Genomic DNA, 23,780 nt, shown 5'->3' with positions numbered 1-23,780 from the left:
CTTATTAACGTTTATTCCCTATGTAAACAAAAACGAGGCCTTCCATATTAGACCTCGTTTCGTTTTAACCATTAGCTCCTATCCGTTTACAGCAGTATTATTTTTTCAACTCATTTGCGTCTTCTGTAAATCACATAACTACGGCTTACATATTTAATTGGGGCACTAAATACATGTACAAGTCTTGTAAATGGCCACACTGCGAAAAGCCCCATCCCTGCGAGAATGTGAATTTTAAACCATATTGGTACTTCCATCATATATTCAACTTTCGGTTGGAAAATAAAGAGACTTCGGAACCAAGGGCCAATCGTTGTACGATAATCAAATCCTTTTGAATCGATATTTAAAAATGTTGAAGAAAGTCCTGCTAGCATTACGATAAGTAATAAAATAAGCGCAATATAATCTCCCTTTGTACTCGTTGCAATGATACGTTTTACAGTTACGCGGCGGTACGTTAATATAATTAAACCGATAATAGAAGCAACACCTGCCGGAAGTCCGAAACTAATTGCTACTACATGATACATATGCTCAGAGATACCTATTGAACGGTATACAGCTTCTGGAATTAAAATTCCCATAACATGACCGCCAATTACGAACATGATCCCAAAGTGGAATAATAGACTCCCGACCCGGAGCATCTTCTTTTCTAATAGTTCACTAGATTTTGATGTCCATCCAAATTGATCATAGTTGTATCTAAAAATATGTCCACCGATAAAGATTGCAAAAATGATATAGGGAAACAATACCCATAGAAATTGATCCATCATTTTAACAACTCTCCTTTCTAATTTGTCTGTACACCCCATGTTTCGATAGCGAGTAGAACAGCCGCAAGAATTGGTTCATACATACTGTCTGCTTCTTTTAATTGAACGTGTAACGCTTGTATATTCTCCGTGTATTTACTCATAATTGGTTCACTGTCTATCTCATTTGCATTTGCAAAGAACTCAAGCAATAGCGGTAAATAATCAGGTAATTCTTTATCTGTTACTTCAAAACCAGATTTTTTATAATGCTGTTTTAACTCCAGTAATTCAATACCTCTTTCTCTTTGTTCACCAGTGTTCATATAAGTAAGATACATATTTGTTTTCTTACCAAAATCGAATGTATATACGTAACTATCAATGAGTTGATCATTCGTTTTATTTAGCACTTGCTTTATAAAGGCTGTAAGTGACGCTTTAACGTCTTCCTGTTTTATTGTTTCAACCTCTTCTTGCAATTCAGTTACAGCTTCTCTCCACCCTAGTTCAGGATAGGAGAGAAGAAAAGAAGAACAAGAAAAAGCTGTTTGTAAACTTTGTCTCATAATTTTCTGCCCCCTTTATTTAAGAAATTGTCATACAAGAGCCTGGACCACCTGTGAATGATAAACCACAGCTTCCTTGTTCGCTATATAAATCTGCCACTTGTTCACGGTGAGATGTCGGGATAACGAAGCGATCTTTATATTTCGCAATGGCAAGAAGACGATACATATCTTCTACATCCTGTTTCGTTAAACCAAGTTCTTTTAATACAGCTTCATTTGGCTCTTTATTAATTTGCAGTGCTCTCATATATGTTCGCATAACAGCCATTTTTTTCAATGTAAGACGAATGTGTGATTCATCCCCTGCAGTGAGTAAATTCGCTAAATATTGAATTGGAATACGCATATTATCAATTGCAGGGAAAACCTCTTCTGCTTGCCAGTTACTACCTTTCCCTTCCACCATGTTCATAATTGGGCTAAGCGGAGGGATATACCAAACCATCGGCATTGTACGATACTCCGGGTGAAGAGGCAGAGCAATTTTCCAATCGATAATCATTTTATAGATAGGTGACTGTTGTGCTGCTTTAATCCATTCTTCAGGAATGCCTTGTTTTTTCGCTTCAGCTGCTATTTCTGGATCATTTGGATCTAGGAAAACAGTAAGCTGAGATTCATATAAATCTTTTTCGTCTTCAACAGAAGCTGCTTCTTTTACTTTATCAGCGTCATATAGCATTACTCCAATATACCTGATACGTCCTACACATGTTTCTGAACAAATTGTTGGCATACCAGCTTCAATACGTGGGAAGCACATTGTACATTTTTCAGCTTTATTCGTTTGCCAGTTAAAATACACTTTTTTATATGGACAAGATGATACGCAGAATCTCCATGCGCGACATGCATTTTGATCTACAAGAACAATTCCATCTTCTTCACGTTTATACATCGCACCAGATGGACAAGATGATACGCAAGATGGATTCATACAATGTTCACATATGCGTGGTAAATACATCATAAAGACGTTTTCAAAATCTGTTTTAATTTCTTCTTCCATTTTCTTTACGTTTGGATCTTGCAATCCTGTTATATGTCCGCCTGCTAAATCGTCCTCCCAGTTTGGACCCCATTCAATTTTGTCGATAAATTCGCCTGTAATTGCTGATTTCGGACGAGCAACTGGTTGATGCTTACGCTGTGGGCTATTTGTTAATGTTTCATAATCATAATTCCAAGGTTCAAAGTAATCATCAATTGTTGGTTGATCTGGATTGTGGAAAATGTTCATAAGACGTTTCATTTTCGAACCAGATTTCAGCTGAATTTCACCATTTTTCAATTCCCAGCCGCCTTTATATTTCTCCTGATCTTCCCATTGCTTCGGATAACCAATGCCAGGTTTCGTTTCTACGTTATTGAAATACATATATTCAGCACCTGGACGATTTGTCCAGGTGTTTTTGCACGTTACGCTACAAGTATGGCAGCCGATGCATTTATCTAGGTTCATTACCATTCCGACTTGTGCTTTAATCTTCAAGCCAATCTACCTCCTTCAGTTTGCGAATTACAACATTTAAATCGCGCTGGTTCCCAGTCGGACCATAATAGTTAAATCCATAACTTAATTGACCGTATCCACCAATCATATGTGTTGGTTTAACGTGAATTCGAGTTGGACTATTATGCGTTCCCCCCCGGTTACTTGTTAATTTCGTACCAGGTACGTTAATATGACGATCTTGCGCATGGTGCATAAACGCCATTCCTCTCGGTATACGATGCGTTACAACAGCACGTGCTACAACAACACCGTTACGGTTAAAGCACTCAATCCAATCATTATCCGCAACGCCTGCTTCAGCTGCATCCTCTTTATTCATCCAAACGGTTGGACCACCTCTAAACAGCGTTAACATCGGTAATGAATCGAAGTACATACTATGAATGGACCACTTATTATGCGGTGTTAAATAATTTAACGTAATCTCTTTTCCTTCTACTTCAGGCCGTGATTTACGGAACGGTTTATGTTGCAGAATTGGTTTAAATGTTGCCATCGTTTCACCAAATTCTTTCATCATGTCATGATCTAAATAGAAAGATTGTCGTCCAGTGATTGTTCTCCAAGGGATGAGACGTTCTACATTTGTTGTAAATGGTGAGTAACGGCGCCCACCTTTTTCAGAACCTGTAAAGGCTGGAGAAGTAATTACTGTTTTTGGCTGCGCTGTAATTTGTTCAAATGTGAAGCATTCCTCTTCACGTTCTTCTGCTAAATCACGTAATTTTAGATCTGTTTGTTTTTCAAGTGCTTCCCATGCTTTTACTGCCATATGACCGTTTGTTGTAGAAGATAGTGTTAATACCGCTTCAGCAGCATTGATTGCTTCTTTTATGTCTGGGCAACCTTTCGCGATAGAATCCGTTCGAACAACTCCTAATTTGCTCTTTAATTGCTCATATTCTTTTTCCGCAGACCAAGAGATCCCTTTCGTACCAATCGGTTGTTTTCCGACATTCGGTCCAAGCGCAGTCATTTTGTCATAAATCGTTTTATAATTTCTTTCGACAACATGAATTTGTGGCATCGTTTTACCCGGGATTGGTTCACATTCACCTTTACTCCAATCTTTAATCTTGCCAAGTGGTTGCGCTAATTCTTGCGGTGTATCATGAAGAAGTGGTGTTGCAACAACTTCTTTCATTGGTTCAAGATCAATTTTCTTCGCTAAATCTGACACAGCTTTAGAAAGTGAAGTGAAAATATCCCAGTCAGAGCGTGCTTCCCACGGTGAACCGATTGCTGGATTAAAAGGATGCACAAATGGATGCATATCTGTACTACTTAAATCATGTTTTTCGTACCAAGTTGAAGCTGGTAATACGATATCAGAATACAGTGCTGTTCCAGCCATACGGAAATCTAAATTAATGAGTAAATCAAGCTTCCCTTCTGGTGCTTCTTCATGCCACTTAATTTCTTCTGGTCGTAATGAATCACTATCGTCATTCATTAATCCGTTTGTTGTACCTAGTAAATGTTTTAAGAAATATTCGTGCCCTTTACCGGAACTTGAAATTAAGTTCGCACGCCATACGAATAAGTTGCGCGGGAAGTTATTTTTGTTATCTGGATCTTCAATCGCAAATTTCAGTTCTTTTTCTTTTAGTTTTTGTGCAACGTATTTTCCGATTTCTTCTTGCGTTGTTGCACCAGCAGCAACAGCTTCTTTATATAGTTCAATTCCATTTTTCTCAAATGTAGGATAAGAAGGTAACCAACCAAGTCGCGCCGCTAAAACGTTATAATCACCGTGATGTTGATAACGAGAGTTTCCTTCCACTGGTGATGCTAAATGTCCAACTGGTGTATCTTCATAGCGCCATTGATCTGTTACGAAATAGAAGAAAGATGTACCGTTTTGTAATTTTGGTGGCCCTTGCCAATCTTTTGCCATCGCGATTGTTTGCCATCCTTCTGCTGGTCGTAATTTTTCTTGCCCAACGTAATGCGCCCAGCCACCGCCGTTTACACCTTGTGCCCCAACGAGAAGTACAAGATTTAAAACGGCGCGATAAATCGTATCAGAGTTAAACCAATGGTTAATACCAGCTCCGACAATAATCATTGAGCGACCGTTCGTATCAACAGCATTTTGTGCGAACTCACGAGCGATTTGAATAATAAGCTCACGTTTTACTCCTGTCATTTTCTCTTGCCATGCAGGTGTAAACGGAACGTCATCATTGAAGTCTTTCGGCTCTTGTCCACCAAGCCCTCGGTTCACACCGTAATTTGCTAACGTTAAGTCGTATACAGTTGTAACGAACACTTCGCCTTCTTCTGTCATAACCTTTTTCACTGGAATTGTACGTTCTAATACTTTGTTTCCATCATCAGAGAAGTACGGAATTTGTACAGTTCCAATCAATTCTTCCATTCCAAGTAAAGAAAGACGTGGATCAATCTTTTCACCTGTTTCTTCATCTTCTAAACGCAAGTTCCATTTCTTTTCGTTATCCCAACGTGAGCCCATTGTGCCATGAGGTGTTGCAAAATCATTCGTGTTCTCGTTCCAAAGAACAGGTTTCCATTCTCCTAACTTCGTTTCGCGTCCAATATCAGCAGCGTTTAAGAAACGATCAGCAACGAATTGATCTCCTTTTTGTTTCAATGTGACAAAGAAAGGAAAATCAGTATATTGCTTCGCATACTTTGTGAAATATTCCACTTGATTATCTACGTAAAACTCTTGTAAAATCACATGCCCCATTGCCATCGCAAGTGCACCATCTGTACCTTGTTTCACACTAATCCAATCATCCGCAAACTTTGTAGATTCAGCGAAGTCAGGACTGACAGAAACGACTTTCGTTCCTTTATATCGAACCTCTGCTAAAAAGTGAGCATCTGGTGTTCTCGTCATCGGTACATTTGAACCCCATGTCATAATGTAACCAGAGTTATACCAGTCACTACTTTCTGGTACATCTGTTTGATCGCCCCAAATTTGCGGAGAAGCTGGTGGTAAATCTGCGTACCAATCATAGAAACTAAGCATTGGTCCACCCATAAGTTGCATAAAGCGGCTGCCTGCAGCATGACTTAACATCGACATAGCTGGAATTGGTGAAAAGCCAACATTTCGATCTGGCCCGTATTTAATTACTGTATAAAGTAGAGAAGCTGAAACGAGTTGTAATACTTCATCCCAATTCGCACGAATAAATCCACCTTTACCACGCGCCTGCTTATACTTACGTGCTTTTTCAGGGTTTTCCACAATACTTTTCCAAGCATCTAGTGGTGACTCGTTATTTTGTAGTTCCTCTTGCCACATACTCCAAAGAACACCACGTACATACGGATATTTCACACGAAGTGGACTATAAATGTACCAAGAAAAACTTGCTCCACGTGGGCATCCTCGCGGTTCAAAATCTGGCATATCAGGACCTGTCGTTGGATAGTTAAGCTCTTGCCCTTCCCACGTCACAATTCCATCTTTCACATATATATTCCAGCTACATGAACCAGTACAGTTCACGCCGTGTGTAGAACGAATTACTTTATCATGCTGCCAACGCTTTCTGTACACATTTTCCCATTCGCGATCTTCATATGTTTCTTGTGTATGATTATCGTTATAACGATCTATTGGTGAAAAATATTTTAAACGTCTCATTAGTGCTGAAGGTTTTTTCTTCATACTGTTCACTCCTTTAATACGTCTCTCTTACATACCCTTACTATAAGAGAGGTTGTAAAATACAGATGTGACATTTCGCACAGTTCAAGAGATTGTCAAAAATTCAGTAGAAAATAAGTTTGTGAGAAAACCTTTTGTTCCGTTGTGAAGGTTATGGTTAATCGTAATTATTAGGAGAATGGTATTTTGAGGTATCGACTATTTTGCAAAAGAAAAAACGTAGGAGAAATTCCTGCGTTTTTCTTTTTAAGCACATCGAGAAAATTTTTGATATTTTTTCAAAACTTATTTCGGTTAAACATTTGATAATAATATATTTATTCTAGAATTGGTATTTTACTTCTTTTAATATTGAGACTCATCAGCAGAAGATTGGAAGAAGGCTTTCCAAAAAACATAATAAAAATCAATTTTTAAAAAGATATGATAAAGTTAAGATCCAATGCGATTTCAACAGATCTTGTCTACTATTTCAGGTAAAACTATATTAGATGCTACTAAGTGTTTAATCAATTAAGCAAGTCAAGCTGGTCATTATGGTCTGGCTTTTCCCTATTTTTATAAAATGTATGTATTAATACCTTGGGATTTTAAATATAGGAGGCATGACCATGAACAAGCATTTCATACAAGAAACTCAAATCAATAAAATAAGACACCATGAAAATTTTTCAATCCCTATTGATGTTCATACATCTAAACATCTAATTATAACTGGAAAGAATGGATCTAGAAAAACCTCATTGTTGGAAGGAATTAAAGAATTTCTAACACTCTTTGAAAATTATTCTATTCCTCAATTATTAAAATGGAAATAATTAGTCATTTATAATGATTATGAGTTAAGTAATAAAGTTGAAGTCTACTATAATCAAGATTAAATGTGCAGTAACCTAGAACATTTCACTTCATTAATACATAAATATTGCGGAAAAATTGAATAGATATATTGTTATATTCATTTCCCTACTTTATTTTATTGTCTTCGTAAATTGCATACTTCCCACTGAAATCTCTAGGATTTCTCAGTTTTTTATCAAATAAGTTTTTATTTTCAACCATAATTAAATGTTGTTCATAATACGCAAGCTTTCTTCTTAGAGTTGAAAATTCACTAAAAATAGTCATTAGCCAACCAAAATAAAGTAGTATTAAAATAAGAGAAGCAATACCATAAGTATTTAAATCAATAATTTTACTTTTTTCAAATACACCTCCAATAAATAGAACTATTATTGGAATCGGTGAAAAAGACTTTAATATATCCACTTTTAATTTTAGCAAATCAATTTCACCATTTATATATACAATACTCCATTCGAAAACAGCTTTTGGATTTTCAAAATCTCTACTAATACTGTACAAATGATCTAATGATTGATGAAATCTATACCGTTTGTAAAATTCTCTAATTATAATCAGTGATACACTCAAAACTATCAATTCTAAACGGATTGGCTTAAGAATTCCTTGCATTAATGACAACAAGTCTATGCCGTAAATTTCTTTAATAATTTTATACACAATAAAAGTAATAATTCCCAATCCAAACGTTTGAAATAACATATTTATTAAAATAACTTTAATTGTAGTCCATTTTGCATTCTCCACAATATCCCCCCTTAAAATTTTATATAAATATAATATATAATATAAATTTTATCATCATAAAAGAAAATTGAGTATAAATTAGTACTCAGTGATTCCTCAATTACTTTCTTAATCTTCATCTCTAAATTCACCAACTTCGTCCACGATACAAATCATCCCCATGGTTTTATTGCCTGTAAGGAATTTATTTTCCTCCAACTATACTATTGTATAGTAAGACATATTTCATATAAAACGAGAAATCATTATTTACCATATTGCCCTAAGTTACGGAAACAATTATACTAGATGTAATCAGAATAAATAATCTGAATATTCTTAGAATTAAAGATAAAATCTTTACTGGCCGCAATTAGATGGATACATTCTATTTTCCGCTAAATAGATTAGAAAACGATAATAACATTAGGAGGATTACGATGCCCCAGCTTGATTCATTACATCCCACTGTAGAAAAAATAATCAATAATATTGAAAAAATAATGGTCGGAAAACGAAAAGAAACAATCTTAGCTTTGGCAGCTCTCTTAGCTGAAGGTCATGTGCTATTAGAAGATGTTCCTGGTGTTGGGAAAACAATGCTAGTACGTGCTCTTTCTAAATCCATTGATGCTGATTATAAGCGAATTCAATTTACACCTGATTTATTGCCGTCAGATGTAACAGGAGTTTCTATTTATAATCCGAAAGAGCTCCAATTTGAGTTCAAGCCTGGACCAATTATGGGGAATTTTGTACTTGCTGATGAAATTAATCGTACATCTCCAAAGACACAATCTGCTTTACTTGAATGTATGGAAGAAGGCAATATTACAATAGATGGCATTACAAGACCTTTACCAAAACCGTTCTTTGTCATGGCTACACAAAATCCGGTCGAATATGAAGGAACATATTCTCTACCAGAAGCTCAGCTCGATCGTTTCTTATTGAAACTAAAAATGGGATATCCTACACCAGAGGAAGAATTTGAAATTTTAAATCGGATGAAAAAAACAAATCCACTCTCTCAATTACAGACCATTACTACAATAGAAGAATTAATTTATTTACAACAAAGCGTACGGGTAGTAAGTATGGACAAAGCAATTAAGCATTACATTGTAAAGCTTGTTAATCAGACTCGTACGTACAGTTCTATACAGTTAGGTGCAAGTCCACGTGGCTCGATTGCTTTAATGAAAGCTTCACAAGCTTATGCATTTATCCATGGCAGGAATTATGTTATTCCAGACGATGTTAAATTTTTAGCTCCTTACGTTTTAGCACATAGACTCATTCTAAAAATGGAAGCAAAATTTGAAGGAATAACAGGAGAACAAGTTATCGGAAAAATCGTTGCACGAACTACCGTGCCTACTCAAAGGACGATGAATCCTTGATGAAACGAATGCTGCGAGCGCTATATCACGTTATGAAGTTATTGCTACTCCCTTTATGTCTAGTCTTAACATTTGTGTACGCTATGCTTCAAGGAGAGTTTGTCAGTTGGTTTTTGTTTTACAGCATAATTCCCATTGCTCTTTATTCGCTACTACTCCCCTTCTACGCTTTACGGGACGCTGAAGTAAAACGAATAACAAACCAAAATGGATATGTAGTAGGAGAACAATTTGTAAGCACGATTACAATAAAAAGAAAATTTCCTTTTCCCTTACTTTATTTAGTTATAGAAGATGAACTGCCACCACAATTTATAAGTTGTAAACAAACAAAGATGAATAAGGTAGTACTCTTCCCAGGATTGAAACGAAATATTTCGTTTCAATATGTTATTGACACAATCCCTAGAGGCGAGCACACTTTTTCAAGCGTTCGTGTCAAAACTGGCGATTTATTCGGCATGATAGAGAAAGAAGTGACTTTTTCAGTTCCAGATACATTTTTAGTCTATCCCCAGTATGTAGATATAGCATATCGACAATTGGAAAATCATTTCGAACAAGGAGCGCTTTCAGCAAATATAAATTCAGCAAAAGACTCTACAATCTCTGTCGGTGTCAGAGACTATAAACCTGGTGATCGCTTTTCATGGATTGATTGGAAAGCAACTGCACGAACAAACAATATTATGACAAAAGAGTTTGAACAACAGCGCAGCCATAATGTCATGATATTCATAGACAGAACCGAGTCTCCTCTATTCGAATCAGTCGTCACATTTACTGCCTCTATCGTAAGGGCTGTCTTGAAACAAAATTCACCAGCATCATTCGTGTCTATCGGAAAAGAACAAACTATTTTCCCTTTAGACAATGGAGATACGCAGTTACAACAAATCCTTTGTCATTTAGCAAAAGTGCAAGCAGACAGTGTATTCCCGCTCTCCCAGAGTGTAGACATGGAACTAAGAAAAATTTATGAGCCCGTCACGGTTATACTCGTGACCAGTAATCTTTCTCCCGATATTCAAAAGGCGGCTGATTGTGCTGCTATAAAAAATAGAAAATGTATGGTTTTTGTCGTGAAAGAAAAAGCGAATCAACTTTCACACCGAGAAATCAGTATAATAGAAACTCTAAAAAAACGACAAATATTTGTAAACACGGTTTATGAAAACCGGTATACAAACGTGTTTTTTGAGGTGAGCAAATGATAATATTACAAACAAAATACAAGTGGGATACGAACAGATTCTTTATGCATGCATGTGTATTTCTTCTTTTACTAGAATGGCTAAGACCTCTTATAGGTATTACAAATGTAGGTAGATTAGATATTTTCGTAACATTTATAGGAATTTGCTTCGCTCTCTCTTTTTTTCAAACGAGGTGGCAGATTCCAATAAAAATTGTCACAGTCCTATTTATCATTCATTCCCTATATTATAAAAATGCTTTTATAAATCCATCTTGGCTAACAACATTCTTTTCTGATATGTCTCGAAATTCCTCCCTATTTTTCCAAGGGAATTTACTAGATATTTCTCCAGTTTTTCCGACGGTTTTATTTTTTCTCTCATTTTGGTTTTTGAGTTCTTTCACTTCATTTTGGATTATTCATAAAAAACGTGGGTTTCTATTTCTTGTATTGACTATTATTTATATCGCAACTTTTCATAACTTACATTTATACAATGCAAACTACGCTATTATTCGAACTGTTGTCATCGGATTTTTTATGCTTAGTCTTCTTCAAGTAGAACGAATAAAAGAGCGTGAACACTTACAAAATTATGCTAGGGAAATCTCAAAATTACTTAGACCACTTACAATATTTATTGTGTTATTAGCAACCATCGCATACTTTGCTCCAAAATTTGGCCCTCAATGGCCAAACCCAATGGATTTTTTAAAATTCAACACATCTGAAGCAAGTAAAGAACAAAAAGTTTCTACAATTGGGTATGGTTTAGATGACTCGCGATTAGGTGGTCCTTTTAAGGCGGATCCTACAATTGTTTTCACAGCACGAACGCAAAACAAACACTATTGGAGAGTAGAAACAAAAGATTTCTATACAGGAAAAGGCTGGGAAATTTCTGAAAATCCGAAAAAGATTTCTTTTAAAAATAAAAACGACGTCGTAAGCTGGTACGAACAAAATACAAAAACGGAAACGACTGAGGCAACAATTACCATGCAAAAAAGTTACCCTCACCTTACCTATCCAGCAGGATTAGTATCAGTTGAGGCTTCTTCTGATGTATCATACAGTGTTGACCCGTTTTCAGAAAAAATTTATACAATGAATGAAGACTCTTCTACTACTTTACATTCGTATAAAGTAACATATGAGATCCCTGAGTTTTCCATAGAAAACTTGAAAGCTGTAAAAACAAATGAAGGTCAAGAAACAAACCCTTATTTTATGACAAAGTACACACAACTTCCCGAGTCATTACCACAGCGCGTAAAAGACTTGGCTATCAATCTTACAAATGATAAAGACAACCGATATGATAAAGTATTAGCTATTGAAAATTACTTCACAGACAACTCTTTTACATACGAATCAACGAATGTCTCATTCCCTGCCAAAAGCCAAGATTATGTAGATCAATTCCTTTTCGATACAAAAAGCGGCTACTGTAATAATTTTTCGACGTCTATGATTGTACTACTTCGTTCTGCCGGGATTCCTGCTCGCTGGGTAAAAGGCTATACAGAAGGAACTCTTGACAATACACTTGCCTCTGCAGAAGGTGCGGATGTTTATACAATCACGAACGATAACGCACACTCTTGGGTCGAAGTATATTTCCCAGGATACGGATGGATTCCATTCGAACCAACAAAAGGATTTACCAATCCCTATAATTTTATAAATAATACGCCTGCTCCTATTTCACAAAATAGCGAAGCAAATAATTCTAATAACGAGCAAATACAACAACGAAATAATGAAGCAAAACTTAAAAGTTTAATTAAAAATGCAGAAGAAGCTTCTACTAAAAAGGTCACAAATTCTAAAACTAGTTTTTCTTGGTGGTACGTATTCCTCTCTACGATACTAATTAGTATTATAGGATACATTCTCTTCACCACTAGAATGAAATGGATGACATTTCTTATTATTCATTTCTATAAATACCGAAAAGATGATGCTGTTTATCAAAAAGCTTACGGTGCACTTTTAAAACAATTTGCGAGAATTGGCATACCACGGGGTGAAAGTCAAACATTCCGAGAATACGCTCTCCATATCGATACACTTTACAACTCGGCCGATATGCAACAACTTACTGCCAGTTATGAGAACGCTATGTATCAACAGGGGCAGGCTACGGTAGAATGGAAGAAATCCGTACACTTATGGGAAGTACTTATGAAAAAAGCAGCTTCTCCACCTAAATCAGATGGCTTTGATACAGTTATTTAATCTTGAAAATTTGAGTTTAAAGAAAACGTCTCAAAGAACTACATTGTTCTTTGAGACGTTTTTTAATAAAGTGAAACTCCTACTTATTCCCCAAGCACCTTCTCAATCTCAACCTCTAAATCTACCGGCTTCGTCTGCGGAGCAAAACGCCCTACTACTTTCCCGTCTTTTCCGATTAAAAACTTCGTAAAATTCCATTTCACTGCTTTCATACCAAGTAAACCTGGTGCTTGTTCTGTCATGTATGTATATAGAGGGTGAGCCTTATCACCTTTCACATCAACCTTTGCAAACATCGGGAAGTTTACACCGTAGTTTAATTCACAAAAACTAGTAATGTCCGCTTCTGTACCTGGTTCTTGTCCCCCGAATTGGTTACAAGGAAATCCGAGTATTTCGAGTCCTTGGTCTTTATATTTATCATATACCTCTTGTAATCCTTTATATTGTGGTGTGAAACCACATTTGCTAGCTACATTGACAATAAGAAGTGCTTTTCCTTCGTAATCTTTTAACGATTTTTCTTCACCTGTAATTGTTTTAGCTGAAAAATCATAAACTGTCATTGTCTTTGCCCCTCTCTTCACTATCATTCTATGTTTATACTATACTACATTCGTGAATATACAGCTCTTATTACGTACTTATAAGTTGTAATGATAGCGCTTTATTTCTGTTCGAAAATTCGACACAAACCACTAGACTTTTATGATGGAAAGTTTTACAATTGAAATGTGAACAAAATGTGACAGTTTATATTCCATTATAAAAGAAAAGGATGGTGTTCATTATGAAAACTGCACAACATGAAACGATTTCAAATCGCGAGTTTTATTTCGTACTATATATGATGTTATTGTATGTTACTGGCTGGGTAATCGATGTAAATGGTTTATTCTTAAGCTCCTACTTTAATTTAGCAGGAGAGATTATGCTTCCATTAGTAGGCGGGATTGTTGGACTGTTCATTATGTCTATTAATAAACAACAAACGAAATAATAATATTACAAAAAGGCAGAAGACGAGCTTCGTTTTCTGCCTTTTTTCTATTTTAGCGTATAATAAAAACATGCAGTATATAAGGAGTGGTAACTATGAAAAAAGTAGAGCAATTATCTTCTCACCTATATCTTATTGATGATTTCGATTTACAGCATAATGAACGAACAGGTACGTACGTTTTATTAGGTGACGATATTACTTTAATTGAAACTTGTGCAGCCCCTTCTCTTCCGTATATTTTAGACGGCTTACAACAATTACATATTGATTTAAACGATGTTAAAAACATTATCGTTACACATGTGCATTTAGATCACGCTGGCGCAGCTGGTTTAATGATGGAAAAGTGCCCAAATGCTACGTTATATGTACATTCTCGTGGTGCTCGTCATATGATTGATCCAACAAAACTTATTTTAGGTGCAAAAGCTGTCTACAAAGAAGATTTCGATAAACTCTTTGATCCAATTCTTCCAATTGAAGAAGAACGTGTTCATATTGTACAACATGGTGATACGTTAAAAATTGCAAAAGACCGCACCCTTACATTTTATGATACACCAGGACATGCGAAGCACCATATTAGCATTCACGATTCATTAACAAACGGGATTTTTACTGGCGATACAATTGGAATTTATTATAGAGAACTCGCAGACGTTGATGTAGAGTTATATCTACCATCAACGTCCCCTTCACAATTCCAACCAGATGCGATGATTGCTTCTAAAAATCACATTCAAAGCATGAATGTAGATACTATTTATTTCGGTCATTACGGCGCATCCTCTCATGTTACAGAAGTATACAATCAATTGGAACATTGGCTACCTATTTTCGTTCAGACTGGTAAGGAAGTCTTTGAAAAGTATAATGATTTCGATGAAGCGACTAAAGCTTTACAAACTTTGTTAATGGATAAAATCTCTTCTCATCTTACAAAGTTAAACGTTCCATCAGATCATTCCGTTTATAATATTTTACATTTAGATATAGAAATTAGCGCAATGGGCATTATTGATTATTTCACGAAGCAAGAAAAAGCAAACTCCACTATTAACTAACAGTAAAAGAAGAGATATACAACAGTAGTTATTGTATATCTCTTCTTTTTTTGAATATATTTTGAGTAAAGGATGGTGGAATATAATGCAAAAATTGATGCTATACCTCTGCTTCACATTATTTATCGTCTTATTATTATTTGTAGGAGTAAAAATTCAATTTTATTTAGATACAGATGCACAAGTGAACTTTAACGTTTATCCAAGATTATTCTACTTTACACTCTTTCCTCTTATAGTTGGCATTTTATTACGATTCCTTCAATCTATTAATCGCGAAACGAGTAAACAAAACTGGAGCTTTCAACCGGATAAATTTATTGCTATTACAGTGCCTACACTATTCATTTCCTTTTCCCCAGCACTACTCTTTTCACCACTTGCCGAATACCTACCTTATTTAGTTAATATTATTCTAATAAATACAACTTTTGTTACGATTATTAGTTTAATAGCTGGTTATTCCCTTTTAGATTGTTTTATACAAAAGGACAATGCAACGATGAAAAAATATAATTGAATGCTCTATTTTCTTTTAATAAAGAAAGCTCAAAGCTAAAGCTTTGAGTTTTTTTACTTATCTCACCTTTTCATCTACATACTCCATAAACTGCTCCGCTTTAATAAATCTTTCTTTGTACGCCTCAGGTACTTCTTCTACTGTTATCCCTCCACTCGATTTCGTTTTTACTAACACAGTTTGATGTGACATTAATGCCTCCATATATTGTTCATACTCTTCAGGAGTTAGTACTTCTTTACTAGATTTATGGCCATTTAATTTATCAAAATACGGATGAAGCTCCATTACTACCTTTTTCAATTCCTCTTTTTTAGCTGATGATAATTGATCATAATCTATATTACCGTTCGAATCTCCGTACGCAAGCTTTGCATTAGTTAATTTTTTCAGTTCTTTTGTAAACTCTTCATATTCCTTCGCACCCATTTCATCTTTCGCTTCTGATAATTTTGCATTAAAACGCATATACGTTTCTAATGTCATTGCTCCGGCATGTTTTTTTAAATTCTCAAAAGATCCATATATACCATCCGCCATAATAGATTGGTACGCAAAACCTGTCGTCGGGATTAAAAGAGCTGCTGCAAGTACTCCTGCGATAAGGCGTTTCTTCCTCTTACTCCCGCCGTGCTTCATTTTTATTTGCACGATTACTTTTTCTTTTAAATCCGGCGGGGCAACAATACCCTTTGCTTCTTCTTGTATAGATTCCCTAACTCTACAATCTAAACTCATTTCACATTCCCTACCTCTCCTAAAAAAATTTCTTCTACTTGCTCTTTTTGACGTAGTTTCTTTAATGCCGCATGAATTCTAGATTTCACTGTACCGATTGGAATATGTAATATTTGTGCTACTTCTTCTTGTGAATAATCGTGTAAGTATCTTAAGATAATAACTTGTTTCAATTTATACGGTAATTTATGAATGAGTTCGATTAGTTTTTGGTTTGATATTTTACTTACAACATCGTTAGAAAAATCAATTTGCACTGGCTTTCTTTGCTCTTCTGCTTTTTTTATAATTCGTAGTCGCATCCACCTCTTTCTTCTATAAGAATGAATTTGTTTAATCGCAAGCCCAATTAGCCAAGGGCGAAATGGCTTCTCGCTATCATATTTACGAAGCGATTCATATAGCTGTATGTATACTTCTTGAACGACATCATCTACATCCGTTTTATCTTCAATTAAAAAATGTGCTGTTTTATATACTTCTTGAATCGTTACATCATACAATTCGCTATACGCTTCTTTATTGCCTGATAAAGTTAATTGAATTAAATGTGCGTAATCTATTTCACCCTTCATATTCCAGCCCTCCTTTGTCTTACACTATATATTGGCAGGTAATTCATATTTCGTTCGATTTTTCCGAAAAAGTTTTTTATATAAATTAATATAATGATCCACTGCGTTCATAAGCTTCACTTATAACCACACATAACTATTATATAATTTTCCAATTTCTGATAAAGATTTAAAATAATTTATATAGTCAAATTTAGGAGGACATATAATGAAAGCTATCGTTGTAACGTCGTTCGGTGGTCCTGAAGTGATGAAATATACAGATTTTGATATACCGGCTATTTCAGAAGATCAAGTTTTAATTCGCGTAGTTGCTACTAGTGTAAATTTCGCTGATATTAAATCACGTTATGGTAAAAAAGGAAATAAAGCACTACCTTTTATTCTAGGTATAGATGCCACTGGTATTGTAGAACGTGTCGGTTCTCATGTGAAAAATATTCACCCTGGACAACGTGTCATTGCTTTTCCTCAAAATGGATCTTACGCAGAATACGTTGTTGCAAATGAAAATCTTACTTTCGTATTACCCCATGAAGTTGACTTTCAAACTGCAGCCGCTTGTCCAATCGTATCTTTTACAAGCTATAATTTACTCGCAAATGTTGCAAGGCTTCAACAAGGTGAATCTGTACTCATTCATGCGGCTGCTGGCGGAATTGGCACTACTGCTATTCAACTTGCTAAACTATTAGAGGCTGGAACAGTTATAGGCACTGTCGGAAGTGAAGCAAAAAAAGAAATTGCTTTAGATGCTGGAGCTGATTATGTTATTTGTCATCAAGATGAAGATTTTGTAGAGAAAGTCAATGAACTGACAAATGGTGAAGGGGTTGATGTAATTTTAGACTCTATTTCTGGAACGGTTTCTGAAAGAAGTTTAAACTGCCTTGCTTATTACGGTCGCCTCGTTCATTTCGGTAATGCTAGCGGTGAAATTGGTAACTTTCAAACGAAAGATTTACATGCAAGTTGCCGCTCTATACTCGGTTTTAGCTTTGGAACCACACGAAAAAAGCGTCCTGAACTGCTCCAAGAAACTGCAAATGAAGTTTTCCGTTATTTGCGTGACGGACGTTTACAAATTAAGGCTACGAAATCTTTTCCACTTCAAGATGCAGGGAAAGCACATGAATGGGTCGAAAGTAGAAAAAGTACAGGGAAAGTAATACTAACTGTTCAGTCCTCTTCCTGAAATGAATACTGGAAACAGAGGTGGCATTCATGGGATCACGAATTATGCATGTTATTATCGCTAACGGTATTGCTGAGAAACTATCTATTCACGATAAGACTTCTTTCTTACTTGGAGCTGTAGCCCCTGATGCTGTTCATTCAAAAAAAGAAAAAGGAACCTCACATTTTTATGCCGGTACAACGAAGAACTATACGAGAAGAATAGATTATGATTCATTTTTTCATAAATATGAATCACATATAGATTCCCCATTTATTTTAGGCTATTATACCCATCTCATTGCCGATGATAATTGGCTAAGTGGATTTTTTCTACCTTGGCTAAAAAATAGAATAGAGAATGACGAAACTATCGCACCCCTGTACTATAACGATTTTAAATTGTTAAATGCAAAGTTGCTTCATCATTACGATCAAGAACAACAGCTTTTCTCTCTTCTCAATCAAGAGGCTCACATTGTGGATATTGAAGAGGTTTCTAAAGAAAACGTTTTAGCTTTTCGAAAGTATCTTTTTGAAGATATGTTGTATCCAAAGCAACATTTGCATGAAGACTTACAGGTATTTACGTTTGACCAAATCGTTGGCTATATTGAGACAGCGATTGAAAAAGGAGTATTTTTTATTAAACAACTCTCTAATGAAAAATCCACTTCAAAAATTTAATCCCCCTCAAATATATTTGAGGGGGATTTTCACATAGCAATATTATTATTGGTTCTTCTCCATAACCGCAAAATAATTCCCTTCGCTATCAGCAAAGTTAAACACTTTACCAGAAGGCATAGTTACCATTTCTCCAACAGTAACATTTTTATTTGTTAAATCTGTATATAATTGATCAAGATTTTCTGAGAAGAACATTAAGGACGGTGTACCAAGATTCAATTCTGGGCTCATTTTAGAAATAACTTCTTTATTATGTAATATAATGCTCGTTTCTGCACCGTTAGTCGGAGCAATTTCAATCCATCTCATTCCTTGCTTGTTATCTTCCTCTGCTACTACATGAAACCCTACCTTCTCCGTCCAAAAATTTACTGCCTCATCTTGATTATTTACATATAACATAATTTGTCCTACTTTATGGATCATTACATTTCCCCCTAATGGTTTTTATATTCTATGTAGCTTTCTACATATACTATCGTTATTCCTTTTGAGTTGGTATGTACTTCTTTGCAAAATTTATCGACTGACTCATCCCATCCAGTTCATCAAAATAATCATTTCTTTCAATCATGTTATATCCATCGAATCCAATTTTATCTAATACTTTGAAGAATATATCGAAATCTACTTCACCATTCCCTGCTGCGACTTCAATATACTTACTTGAACTATCGCTTTTCACCTTTGTACAATCTTTAATATGAGTTTGTACTATATAATCTTTTAGTAGTAACAAACCTTCTCCCGGATTTTCATTTACATCACTTATTAAATTTGCTGGGTCAAAGTTAACAGCTAGTCCTTTCGAGTTTGCAGTTTCTAAAAATCGTTTTAATACTATTGCTTTTTCAGATCCCGTCTCAATGGCGAAGAATCCTCCAAATCTGAACGCTAAGTCCCCTATTTCATTACAAACACGTAGCATTTTATCATAGTAGGCACTTTTTTCATCATCTGGAACTTTTCCAATATGAGCTGTTATGATCTTTGCCCCAAGCCCCAAACCTCTGTCAGTAATATATTTAAATTGATCTATTGCACTCTCAGCTTCTATTCCCATAATTCCATTTTCTCCAAAACTAATTGCTAATGATGGAATCTTTATTCCATTAAAAGATAAGCTTTTCTTTAAAGCATTCCATTCTACCATTGAGATATTAGCTAAGTTAAAGTTTTTATTCATAGCATATAATTGAATATATTCTAAATCCCATTCCCTTGCTTTTTGTATTCCTTCGTTTACTTCAATATGTTTCGTATTTAAAAACATTCCTAATTTCCTATCCATATGTGTACCTTCTTTTTATTATTTCGTGTCAGTTTAATATTCGACTTTTTTTATATTATTTCCTCGTATAAACCAAATAAATAAACTACCCTTTTTTCGATACTCCCAGTAGAAGCATATATATGATAGGCACATTAAAAACACTAATACAATTCCCATTATCGCTTGTTTACAAACAAAAAAGACGTAACTACAAATAGTTACGCCTTCCCTATCATTTATCTAGGCTTTTTCTTCCCAGTAAATGCTGGTTTCTTTTTCTTTGGTGCTTTCGGTTTCGTTTCTACAAATGATCCTTTGAACATTTCTTGCTTCGTAAATACGATGCCTAGTTTTTTCGCAAATTGCAGTAATTTACGCTCTTCTTGTGGTGTTACAAGAGACACGACAGTTCCTTCTTTACCCATACGTCCAGTACGTCCTGAGCGGTGAATATATTGGTCTACTGTGTCTGGTAACTCTAAATGAATTACGTGTGTTAAATCGTCAATATCGATACCGCGTGCTGCAATATCAGTAGCAAGTAAAATTTCTAATTTCCCGCCGCGGAATGCACGCATTGTTGCTTCACGCTCTTGTTTACTTGCTTCTGCATGAAGAGCTGCTGCTTTCATTTTACGGAATTTCAATTTCTCAGTAATTTCATCTAAACGGAATGGGTCGTTTAAGAAAGCAACTGCTTTTACATCGCCCATATGCATAATTCTTCTTACGTAATCATTTTTCTCACGTCGCTCACAAATGATATACGTATGCTCAACTAAGCTTTTTGACTCTGCACGTGTTACACGTACTAAATGTGGCTCAACTGCTAAATCACGCGCCGCATCTTCTGCTGCTTTTGTCATTGTCGCTGAGAAGAATACTAATTGACGATCACGCATCGTAGATTTAATTACATCTTGCACAGCGCCCATCATCTTTTGTTTTACAATTTGATCAAACTCATCAAATACAATTGTTTTCACTTCATGCATTTTTAGCTTTTTCATACGAATTAATTCTAAAATACGACCTGGTGAACCGACAATTACTCTTGGGTGTTTCTTTAATTTTTCTACTTGGCGCTTAATATCTGCACCACCAATTAAAGATGCACCTGAAATTTCAGTTCCTGCTGTAAACTTTTGAACCTCTTCATGAATTTGCATTACAAGTTCACGTGTTGGCGCTAAAACAACAACTTGTGGCTGTTTTACTTCAGGATTAATTTTATGTAAAAGGGGTAATAAGTACGCTAATGTTTTTCCTGTTCCAGTTGGAGATTCAGCTATAACGTCTTGTCCTTCTAAAATAGTTGGAATCGCTTGTTTTTGAATTTCAGTTAACTCTTTAAAACAAGCCTTCTCCCAAGCTTGTTGTAAAAATGGTTGCATATCTTTTATCATTTGTTTTTCTCCTTTATCTCTATTTTTGAAGAAAATGCTGTATTGTTCGCACCGTTTCTATCATGTGTGAAATAACAGCTATTAAATCATCAACATGGTCTTCTGTAATCGCTTTTTGAAATAGAACCTCTACCTTATTATGATATGAAATCGCTTGCTTATTATATTCGTATGAAACTTTCTGCATAATCATTCTTTCTTTTCCCCATATAGAACGCATTAATGTTTCAATTTCTTCGCATTTTACTTCTGGTTGTTCTAACGGGAATGAAAATGCTAGCTTCATTTCACAACCTGGTGTAAACTGAGGCACTTCTAGTATTTCACCAGACAAGTTCTTTGCATCCACAGATAATGAAAATGTTGCTTCTACTAATGGTTCAAACGGTTCTGTTAATTGAAATGAGATATGATATATACGACTTAATGAAGCAAGATCCATCATATCTTTTCGATCTGTTACAAGAATATCTCCATGTAGATCAAAATCATACACAGCACCTTCTACGATTACTTTTAAATTGTCAAAAGCAGTTGGATCAAACATAATTTCCTCCAAAAAACAGGCGCCTTTCGATGGAAAGGCGCCACATGATGTATATATAGTTTACAGATAAACGAGATGAATTACAACCTTTTAGAATAAACCTACTGCTTTTCCATCTTCATTTACATCCATTTGAAGTGCTGCTGGTTGTTTTGGAAGACCTGGCATTGTTAACATTGTACCTGTTAACGCAACGATAAAGCCTGCACCGATCGATGGTTTTAGCTCACGAATTGTAACGATAAAGTCAGATGGACGACCTAATTTTGTTGCATCATCAGAAAGAGAGTATTGTGTTTTCGCCATACAAACTGGTAGATTACTCCAACCTTCTCCTTCATATTGAGCTAATTGCTTACGTGCTTTCGGAGCAAATTCAATATCTTTTGCGCCATATACTTTTTGAGCAATTGTACGAATTTTTTCTTCTAATGGTAATTCTAATTCATAAAGTGGTGCGTAGTTGTTTTCACCTTTTTCGATTTCTTTTAGTACTTTTTCAGCAAGGTCAACTCCCCCTTGGCCACCTTTCTCCCAAACTTCTGTTAAGGATACTGCATAGCCACGCTCATTACACCACTCTTGTAAGTATGTAACTTCTGCATCTGTATCTGTAATGAATTTATTAATTGCAATTACGAAAGGCACACCGAAGCTTTGAATTGTTTCAACATGCTTCTGTAAGTTTTCCATACCTTTTGCTAATGCATCTACATTTTCTTCTTTTAATTGATCTTTTGCAACGCCGCCATGCATTTTAAGCGCACGAATCGTCGCAACAATAACAACTGCTTCTGGTTTAATGCCAGCTGCACGAGCTTTAATATCTAAAAACTTCTCAGCGCCTAAATCAGCACCGAATCCAGCTTCTGTAATAACATAATCACCTAATTTTGCTGCCATTGTTGTAGCGATAACACTGTTACAACCGTGAGCAATATTCGCAAATGGTCCGCCATGAATAATAGCTGGTGTATTTTCTAACGTTTGTACTAAGTTCGGCTTTAATGCGTCTTTTAATAATAGTGTTAAAGCACCTTCTACACCTAAGTCTTTAACCGTTACAGGTTGATTTGCAAAGTTATAAGCAACTACGATGCGAGATAGACGCGCTTTTAAGTCTTGAATATCTGTTGCAAGGCAGAACACAGCCATAATTTCAGATGCTACTGTAATGTCAAAACCGTCTTCACGTGGTACACCTTGTACAGGTCCACCAAGACCAATTACTACGTTACGAAGGGCACGATCATTTAAGTCAACACAGCGTTTCCAAACGATTTTACGCGTATCAATTCCAAGTGTGTTTCCTTGTTGGATATGATTATCAATAAACGCTGCTAATGCGTTATTGGCAGTTGTGATCGCATGGATATCTCCAGTAAAGTGAAGGTTAATGTCTTCCATTGGTACGACTTGTGAAAAACCGCCACCTGCTGCTCCGCCTTTTAATCCCATCGTTGGTCCAAGAGATGGTTCGCGAAGTGCAATTACTGTTTTCTTACCAATTTTGTTAAAAGCTTGACCTAAACCAACTGTTACTGTTGATTTACCTTCTCCAGCTGGAGTTGGGTTAATCGCTGTTACTAAAACAACTTTACCGTCTTCCACATCTTGTAAGCGCTTAAAAATATCAAGAGATAACTTACCTTTATAATGCCCGTATGGCTCTAATTCATCTTCTAAAATATTTAAATCAGCTGCAATTTCTTGAATCTTCTTCATACTCGCTTCTTGTGCGATTTCAATATCGGATTTCACTGTTGTAGTAGTTGTCATATACCCTAGTCCCCCTTTAATTGGTTCTGATGATATTGTATCAGTTTTTTGTATTTTCTGCACTTATTTACCTCCTAAA

Annotated in this window: 22 protein-coding genes; 9 read left to right on the top strand and 13 right to left on the bottom strand. The window is 35.6% G+C overall.

What is annotated here, in order from left to right; genetic code table 11:
- Nucleotides 1–110 precede the first annotated feature (110 nt).
- The 4 genes from narI to ACS2QP_RS05025 are packed head-to-tail and all read right to left on the bottom strand — an operon-like array spanning nucleotide 111 to nucleotide 6,498.
- On the bottom strand, nucleotides 111–782 hold the full coding sequence (gene narI, locus ACS2QP_RS05040; RefSeq protein ID WP_438882176.1) for a respiratory nitrate reductase subunit gamma: 672 nt from the start codon (nucleotides 780–782) through the stop codon (nucleotides 111–113).
- A 17-nt stretch (nucleotides 783–799) separates the two neighbouring features.
- On the bottom strand, nucleotides 800–1,330 hold the full coding sequence (gene narJ / locus ACS2QP_RS05035; RefSeq protein WP_001249925.1) for a nitrate reductase molybdenum cofactor assembly chaperone: 531 nt from the start codon (nucleotides 1,328–1,330) through the stop codon (nucleotides 800–802).
- A gap of 19 nt (nucleotides 1,331–1,349) precedes the next feature.
- Nucleotides 1,350–2,825, bottom strand: coding sequence for a nitrate reductase subunit beta (gene narH / locus ACS2QP_RS05030; protein ID WP_000692664.1), 1,476 nt, complete (start codon nucleotides 2,823–2,825; stop codon nucleotides 1,350–1,352).
- Nucleotides 2,815–6,498, bottom strand: a complete 3,684-nt coding sequence (locus tag ACS2QP_RS05025) for a nitrate reductase subunit alpha (protein ID WP_332283414.1) — start codon at nucleotides 6,496–6,498, stop codon at nucleotides 2,815–2,817. Before ACS2QP_RS05025 ends, narH begins: the two co-directional genes overlap by 11 nt.
- Nucleotides 6,499–7,109: 611 nt before the next feature.
- On the opposite strand from ACS2QP_RS05025, the gene ACS2QP_RS05020 reads away from it, so the two are divergent.
- On the top strand, nucleotides 7,110–7,316 hold the full coding sequence (locus ACS2QP_RS05020; protein WP_438882175.1) for a hypothetical protein: 207 nt from the start codon (nucleotides 7,110–7,112) through the stop codon (nucleotides 7,314–7,316).
- Nucleotides 7,317–7,464: 148 nt separating this feature from the next.
- Here ACS2QP_RS05020 and ACS2QP_RS05015 read toward each other — a convergent pair whose 3' ends face one another.
- Nucleotides 7,465–8,109 carry a hypothetical protein gene (locus ACS2QP_RS05015; RefSeq protein WP_000426466.1) on the bottom strand — a complete coding sequence of 215 codons (645 nt, stop codon included), beginning with the start codon at nucleotides 8,107–8,109 and terminating at the stop codon, nucleotides 7,465–7,467.
- Nucleotides 8,110–8,528: 419 nt separating this feature from the next.
- Between ACS2QP_RS05015 and ACS2QP_RS05010 the strand changes: the two genes are divergently transcribed.
- From ACS2QP_RS05010 to ACS2QP_RS05000, 3 genes are read left to right on the top strand one after another with little or no spacing between them, the layout of a single operon-like run.
- Nucleotides 8,529–9,491 carry an AAA family ATPase gene (locus ACS2QP_RS05010; protein ID WP_438882174.1) on the top strand — a complete coding sequence of 321 codons (963 nt, stop codon included), beginning with the start codon at nucleotides 8,529–8,531 and terminating at the stop codon, nucleotides 9,489–9,491.
- Nucleotides 9,491–10,705, top strand: coding sequence for a DUF58 domain-containing protein (locus ACS2QP_RS05005; protein WP_438882173.1), 1,215 nt, complete (start codon nucleotides 9,491–9,493; stop codon nucleotides 10,703–10,705). Before ACS2QP_RS05010 ends, ACS2QP_RS05005 begins: the two co-directional genes overlap by 1 nt.
- Nucleotides 10,702–12,930, top strand: a complete 2,229-nt coding sequence (locus ACS2QP_RS05000) for a transglutaminase TgpA family protein (RefSeq protein ID WP_438882172.1) — start codon at nucleotides 10,702–10,704, stop codon at nucleotides 12,928–12,930. The genes ACS2QP_RS05005 and ACS2QP_RS05000 overlap by 4 nt, the downstream gene beginning before the upstream one ends.
- 83 nt (nucleotides 12,931–13,013) lie before the next feature.
- Here the strand turns inward: ACS2QP_RS05000 and bsaA are convergent, their stop codons facing one another.
- Complete coding sequence (gene bsaA / locus ACS2QP_RS04995; RefSeq protein ID WP_000219434.1) at nucleotides 13,014–13,496, bottom strand: glutathione peroxidase; 483 nt, start codon at nucleotides 13,494–13,496, stop codon at nucleotides 13,014–13,016.
- 224 nt (nucleotides 13,497–13,720) lie between these two features.
- On the opposite strand from bsaA, the gene ACS2QP_RS04990 reads away from it, so the two are divergent.
- The 3 genes from ACS2QP_RS04990 (at nucleotide 13,721) to ACS2QP_RS04980 (ending at nucleotide 15,517) form a co-directional block, all read left to right on the top strand.
- Complete coding sequence (locus ACS2QP_RS04990; protein WP_000844984.1) at nucleotides 13,721–13,930, top strand: DUF3925 domain-containing protein; 210 nt, start codon at nucleotides 13,721–13,723, stop codon at nucleotides 13,928–13,930.
- Nucleotides 13,931–14,025: 95 nt separating this feature from the next.
- On the top strand, nucleotides 14,026–14,997 hold the full coding sequence (locus ACS2QP_RS04985) for an MBL fold metallo-hydrolase (RefSeq protein ID WP_197202219.1): 972 nt from the start codon (nucleotides 14,026–14,028) through the stop codon (nucleotides 14,995–14,997).
- An 85-nt stretch (nucleotides 14,998–15,082) separates the two neighbouring features.
- Entirely contained in the window at nucleotides 15,083–15,517 is a 435-nt protein-coding gene (locus tag ACS2QP_RS04980) for a hypothetical protein (protein ID WP_001170914.1), read from the top strand.
- 57 nt (nucleotides 15,518–15,574) lie between these two features.
- Here ACS2QP_RS04980 and ACS2QP_RS04975 read toward each other — a convergent pair whose 3' ends face one another.
- Together ACS2QP_RS04975 and ACS2QP_RS04970 are read right to left on the bottom strand one after the other, a co-directional pair.
- Complete coding sequence (locus ACS2QP_RS04975) at nucleotides 15,575–16,255, bottom strand: DUF3600 domain-containing protein (RefSeq protein WP_349561333.1); 681 nt, start codon at nucleotides 16,253–16,255, stop codon at nucleotides 15,575–15,577.
- Nucleotides 16,252–16,830, bottom strand: coding sequence for a sigma-70 family RNA polymerase sigma factor (locus ACS2QP_RS04970; RefSeq protein ID WP_000675556.1), 579 nt, complete (start codon nucleotides 16,828–16,830; stop codon nucleotides 16,252–16,254). Before ACS2QP_RS04970 ends, ACS2QP_RS04975 begins: the two co-directional genes overlap by 4 nt.
- Nucleotides 16,831–17,038: 208 nt before the next feature.
- On the opposite strand from ACS2QP_RS04970, the gene ACS2QP_RS04965 reads away from it, so the two are divergent.
- Together ACS2QP_RS04965 and ACS2QP_RS04960 are read left to right on the top strand one after the other, a co-directional pair.
- Nucleotides 17,039–18,025, top strand: coding sequence for a quinone oxidoreductase family protein (locus tag ACS2QP_RS04965; RefSeq protein WP_000644620.1), 987 nt, complete (start codon nucleotides 17,039–17,041; stop codon nucleotides 18,023–18,025).
- A 29-nt stretch (nucleotides 18,026–18,054) separates the two neighbouring features.
- Nucleotides 18,055–18,693: a zinc dependent phospholipase C family protein gene (locus ACS2QP_RS04960; RefSeq protein WP_033695483.1), complete on the top strand. Its 639-nt coding sequence runs from the start codon at nucleotides 18,055–18,057 to the stop codon at nucleotides 18,691–18,693.
- A 45-nt stretch (nucleotides 18,694–18,738) separates the two neighbouring features.
- Here ACS2QP_RS04960 and ACS2QP_RS04955 read toward each other — a convergent pair whose 3' ends face one another.
- The 5 genes from ACS2QP_RS04955 to ACS2QP_RS04935 form a co-directional block, all read right to left on the bottom strand.
- Entirely contained in the window at nucleotides 18,739–19,122 is a 384-nt protein-coding gene (locus tag ACS2QP_RS04955) for a VOC family protein (protein ID WP_000581478.1), read from the bottom strand.
- 55 nt (nucleotides 19,123–19,177) lie between these two features.
- Nucleotides 19,178–19,987 (bottom strand): sugar phosphate isomerase/epimerase family protein, encoded by an 810-nt coding sequence (locus tag ACS2QP_RS04950; RefSeq protein WP_075676917.1) that lies wholly within the window; start codon nucleotides 19,985–19,987, stop codon nucleotides 19,178–19,180.
- A gap of 218 nt (nucleotides 19,988–20,205) precedes the next feature.
- Nucleotides 20,206–21,375: a DEAD/DEAH box helicase gene (locus ACS2QP_RS04945; RefSeq protein ID WP_438882171.1), complete on the bottom strand. Its 1,170-nt coding sequence runs from the start codon at nucleotides 21,373–21,375 to the stop codon at nucleotides 20,206–20,208.
- Between the two features lie 19 nt (nucleotides 21,376–21,394).
- The gene (locus ACS2QP_RS04940) at nucleotides 21,395–21,922 is read right to left on the bottom strand and encodes a hypothetical protein (protein WP_000460219.1); all 528 of its coding nucleotides are present in this window, start codon (nucleotides 21,920–21,922) and stop codon (nucleotides 21,395–21,397) included.
- Between the two features lie 90 nt (nucleotides 21,923–22,012).
- Nucleotides 22,013–23,701 carry a formate--tetrahydrofolate ligase gene (locus ACS2QP_RS04935; protein ID WP_255795588.1) on the bottom strand — a complete coding sequence of 563 codons (1,689 nt, stop codon included), beginning with the start codon at nucleotides 23,699–23,701 and terminating at the stop codon, nucleotides 22,013–22,015.
- Between the last annotated feature and the right edge of the window lie 79 nt (nucleotides 23,702–23,780).

Source organism: Bacillus cereus group sp. Bce019, from assembly GCF_051781745.1.
GTDB classification, from domain to species: Bacteria; Bacillota; Bacilli; order Bacillales; family Bacillaceae_G; genus Bacillus_A; species Bacillus_A cereus.
Note: the sequence above shows the minus strand (reverse complement) of the source record. Positions and strands in the feature narration are given on the sequence as shown.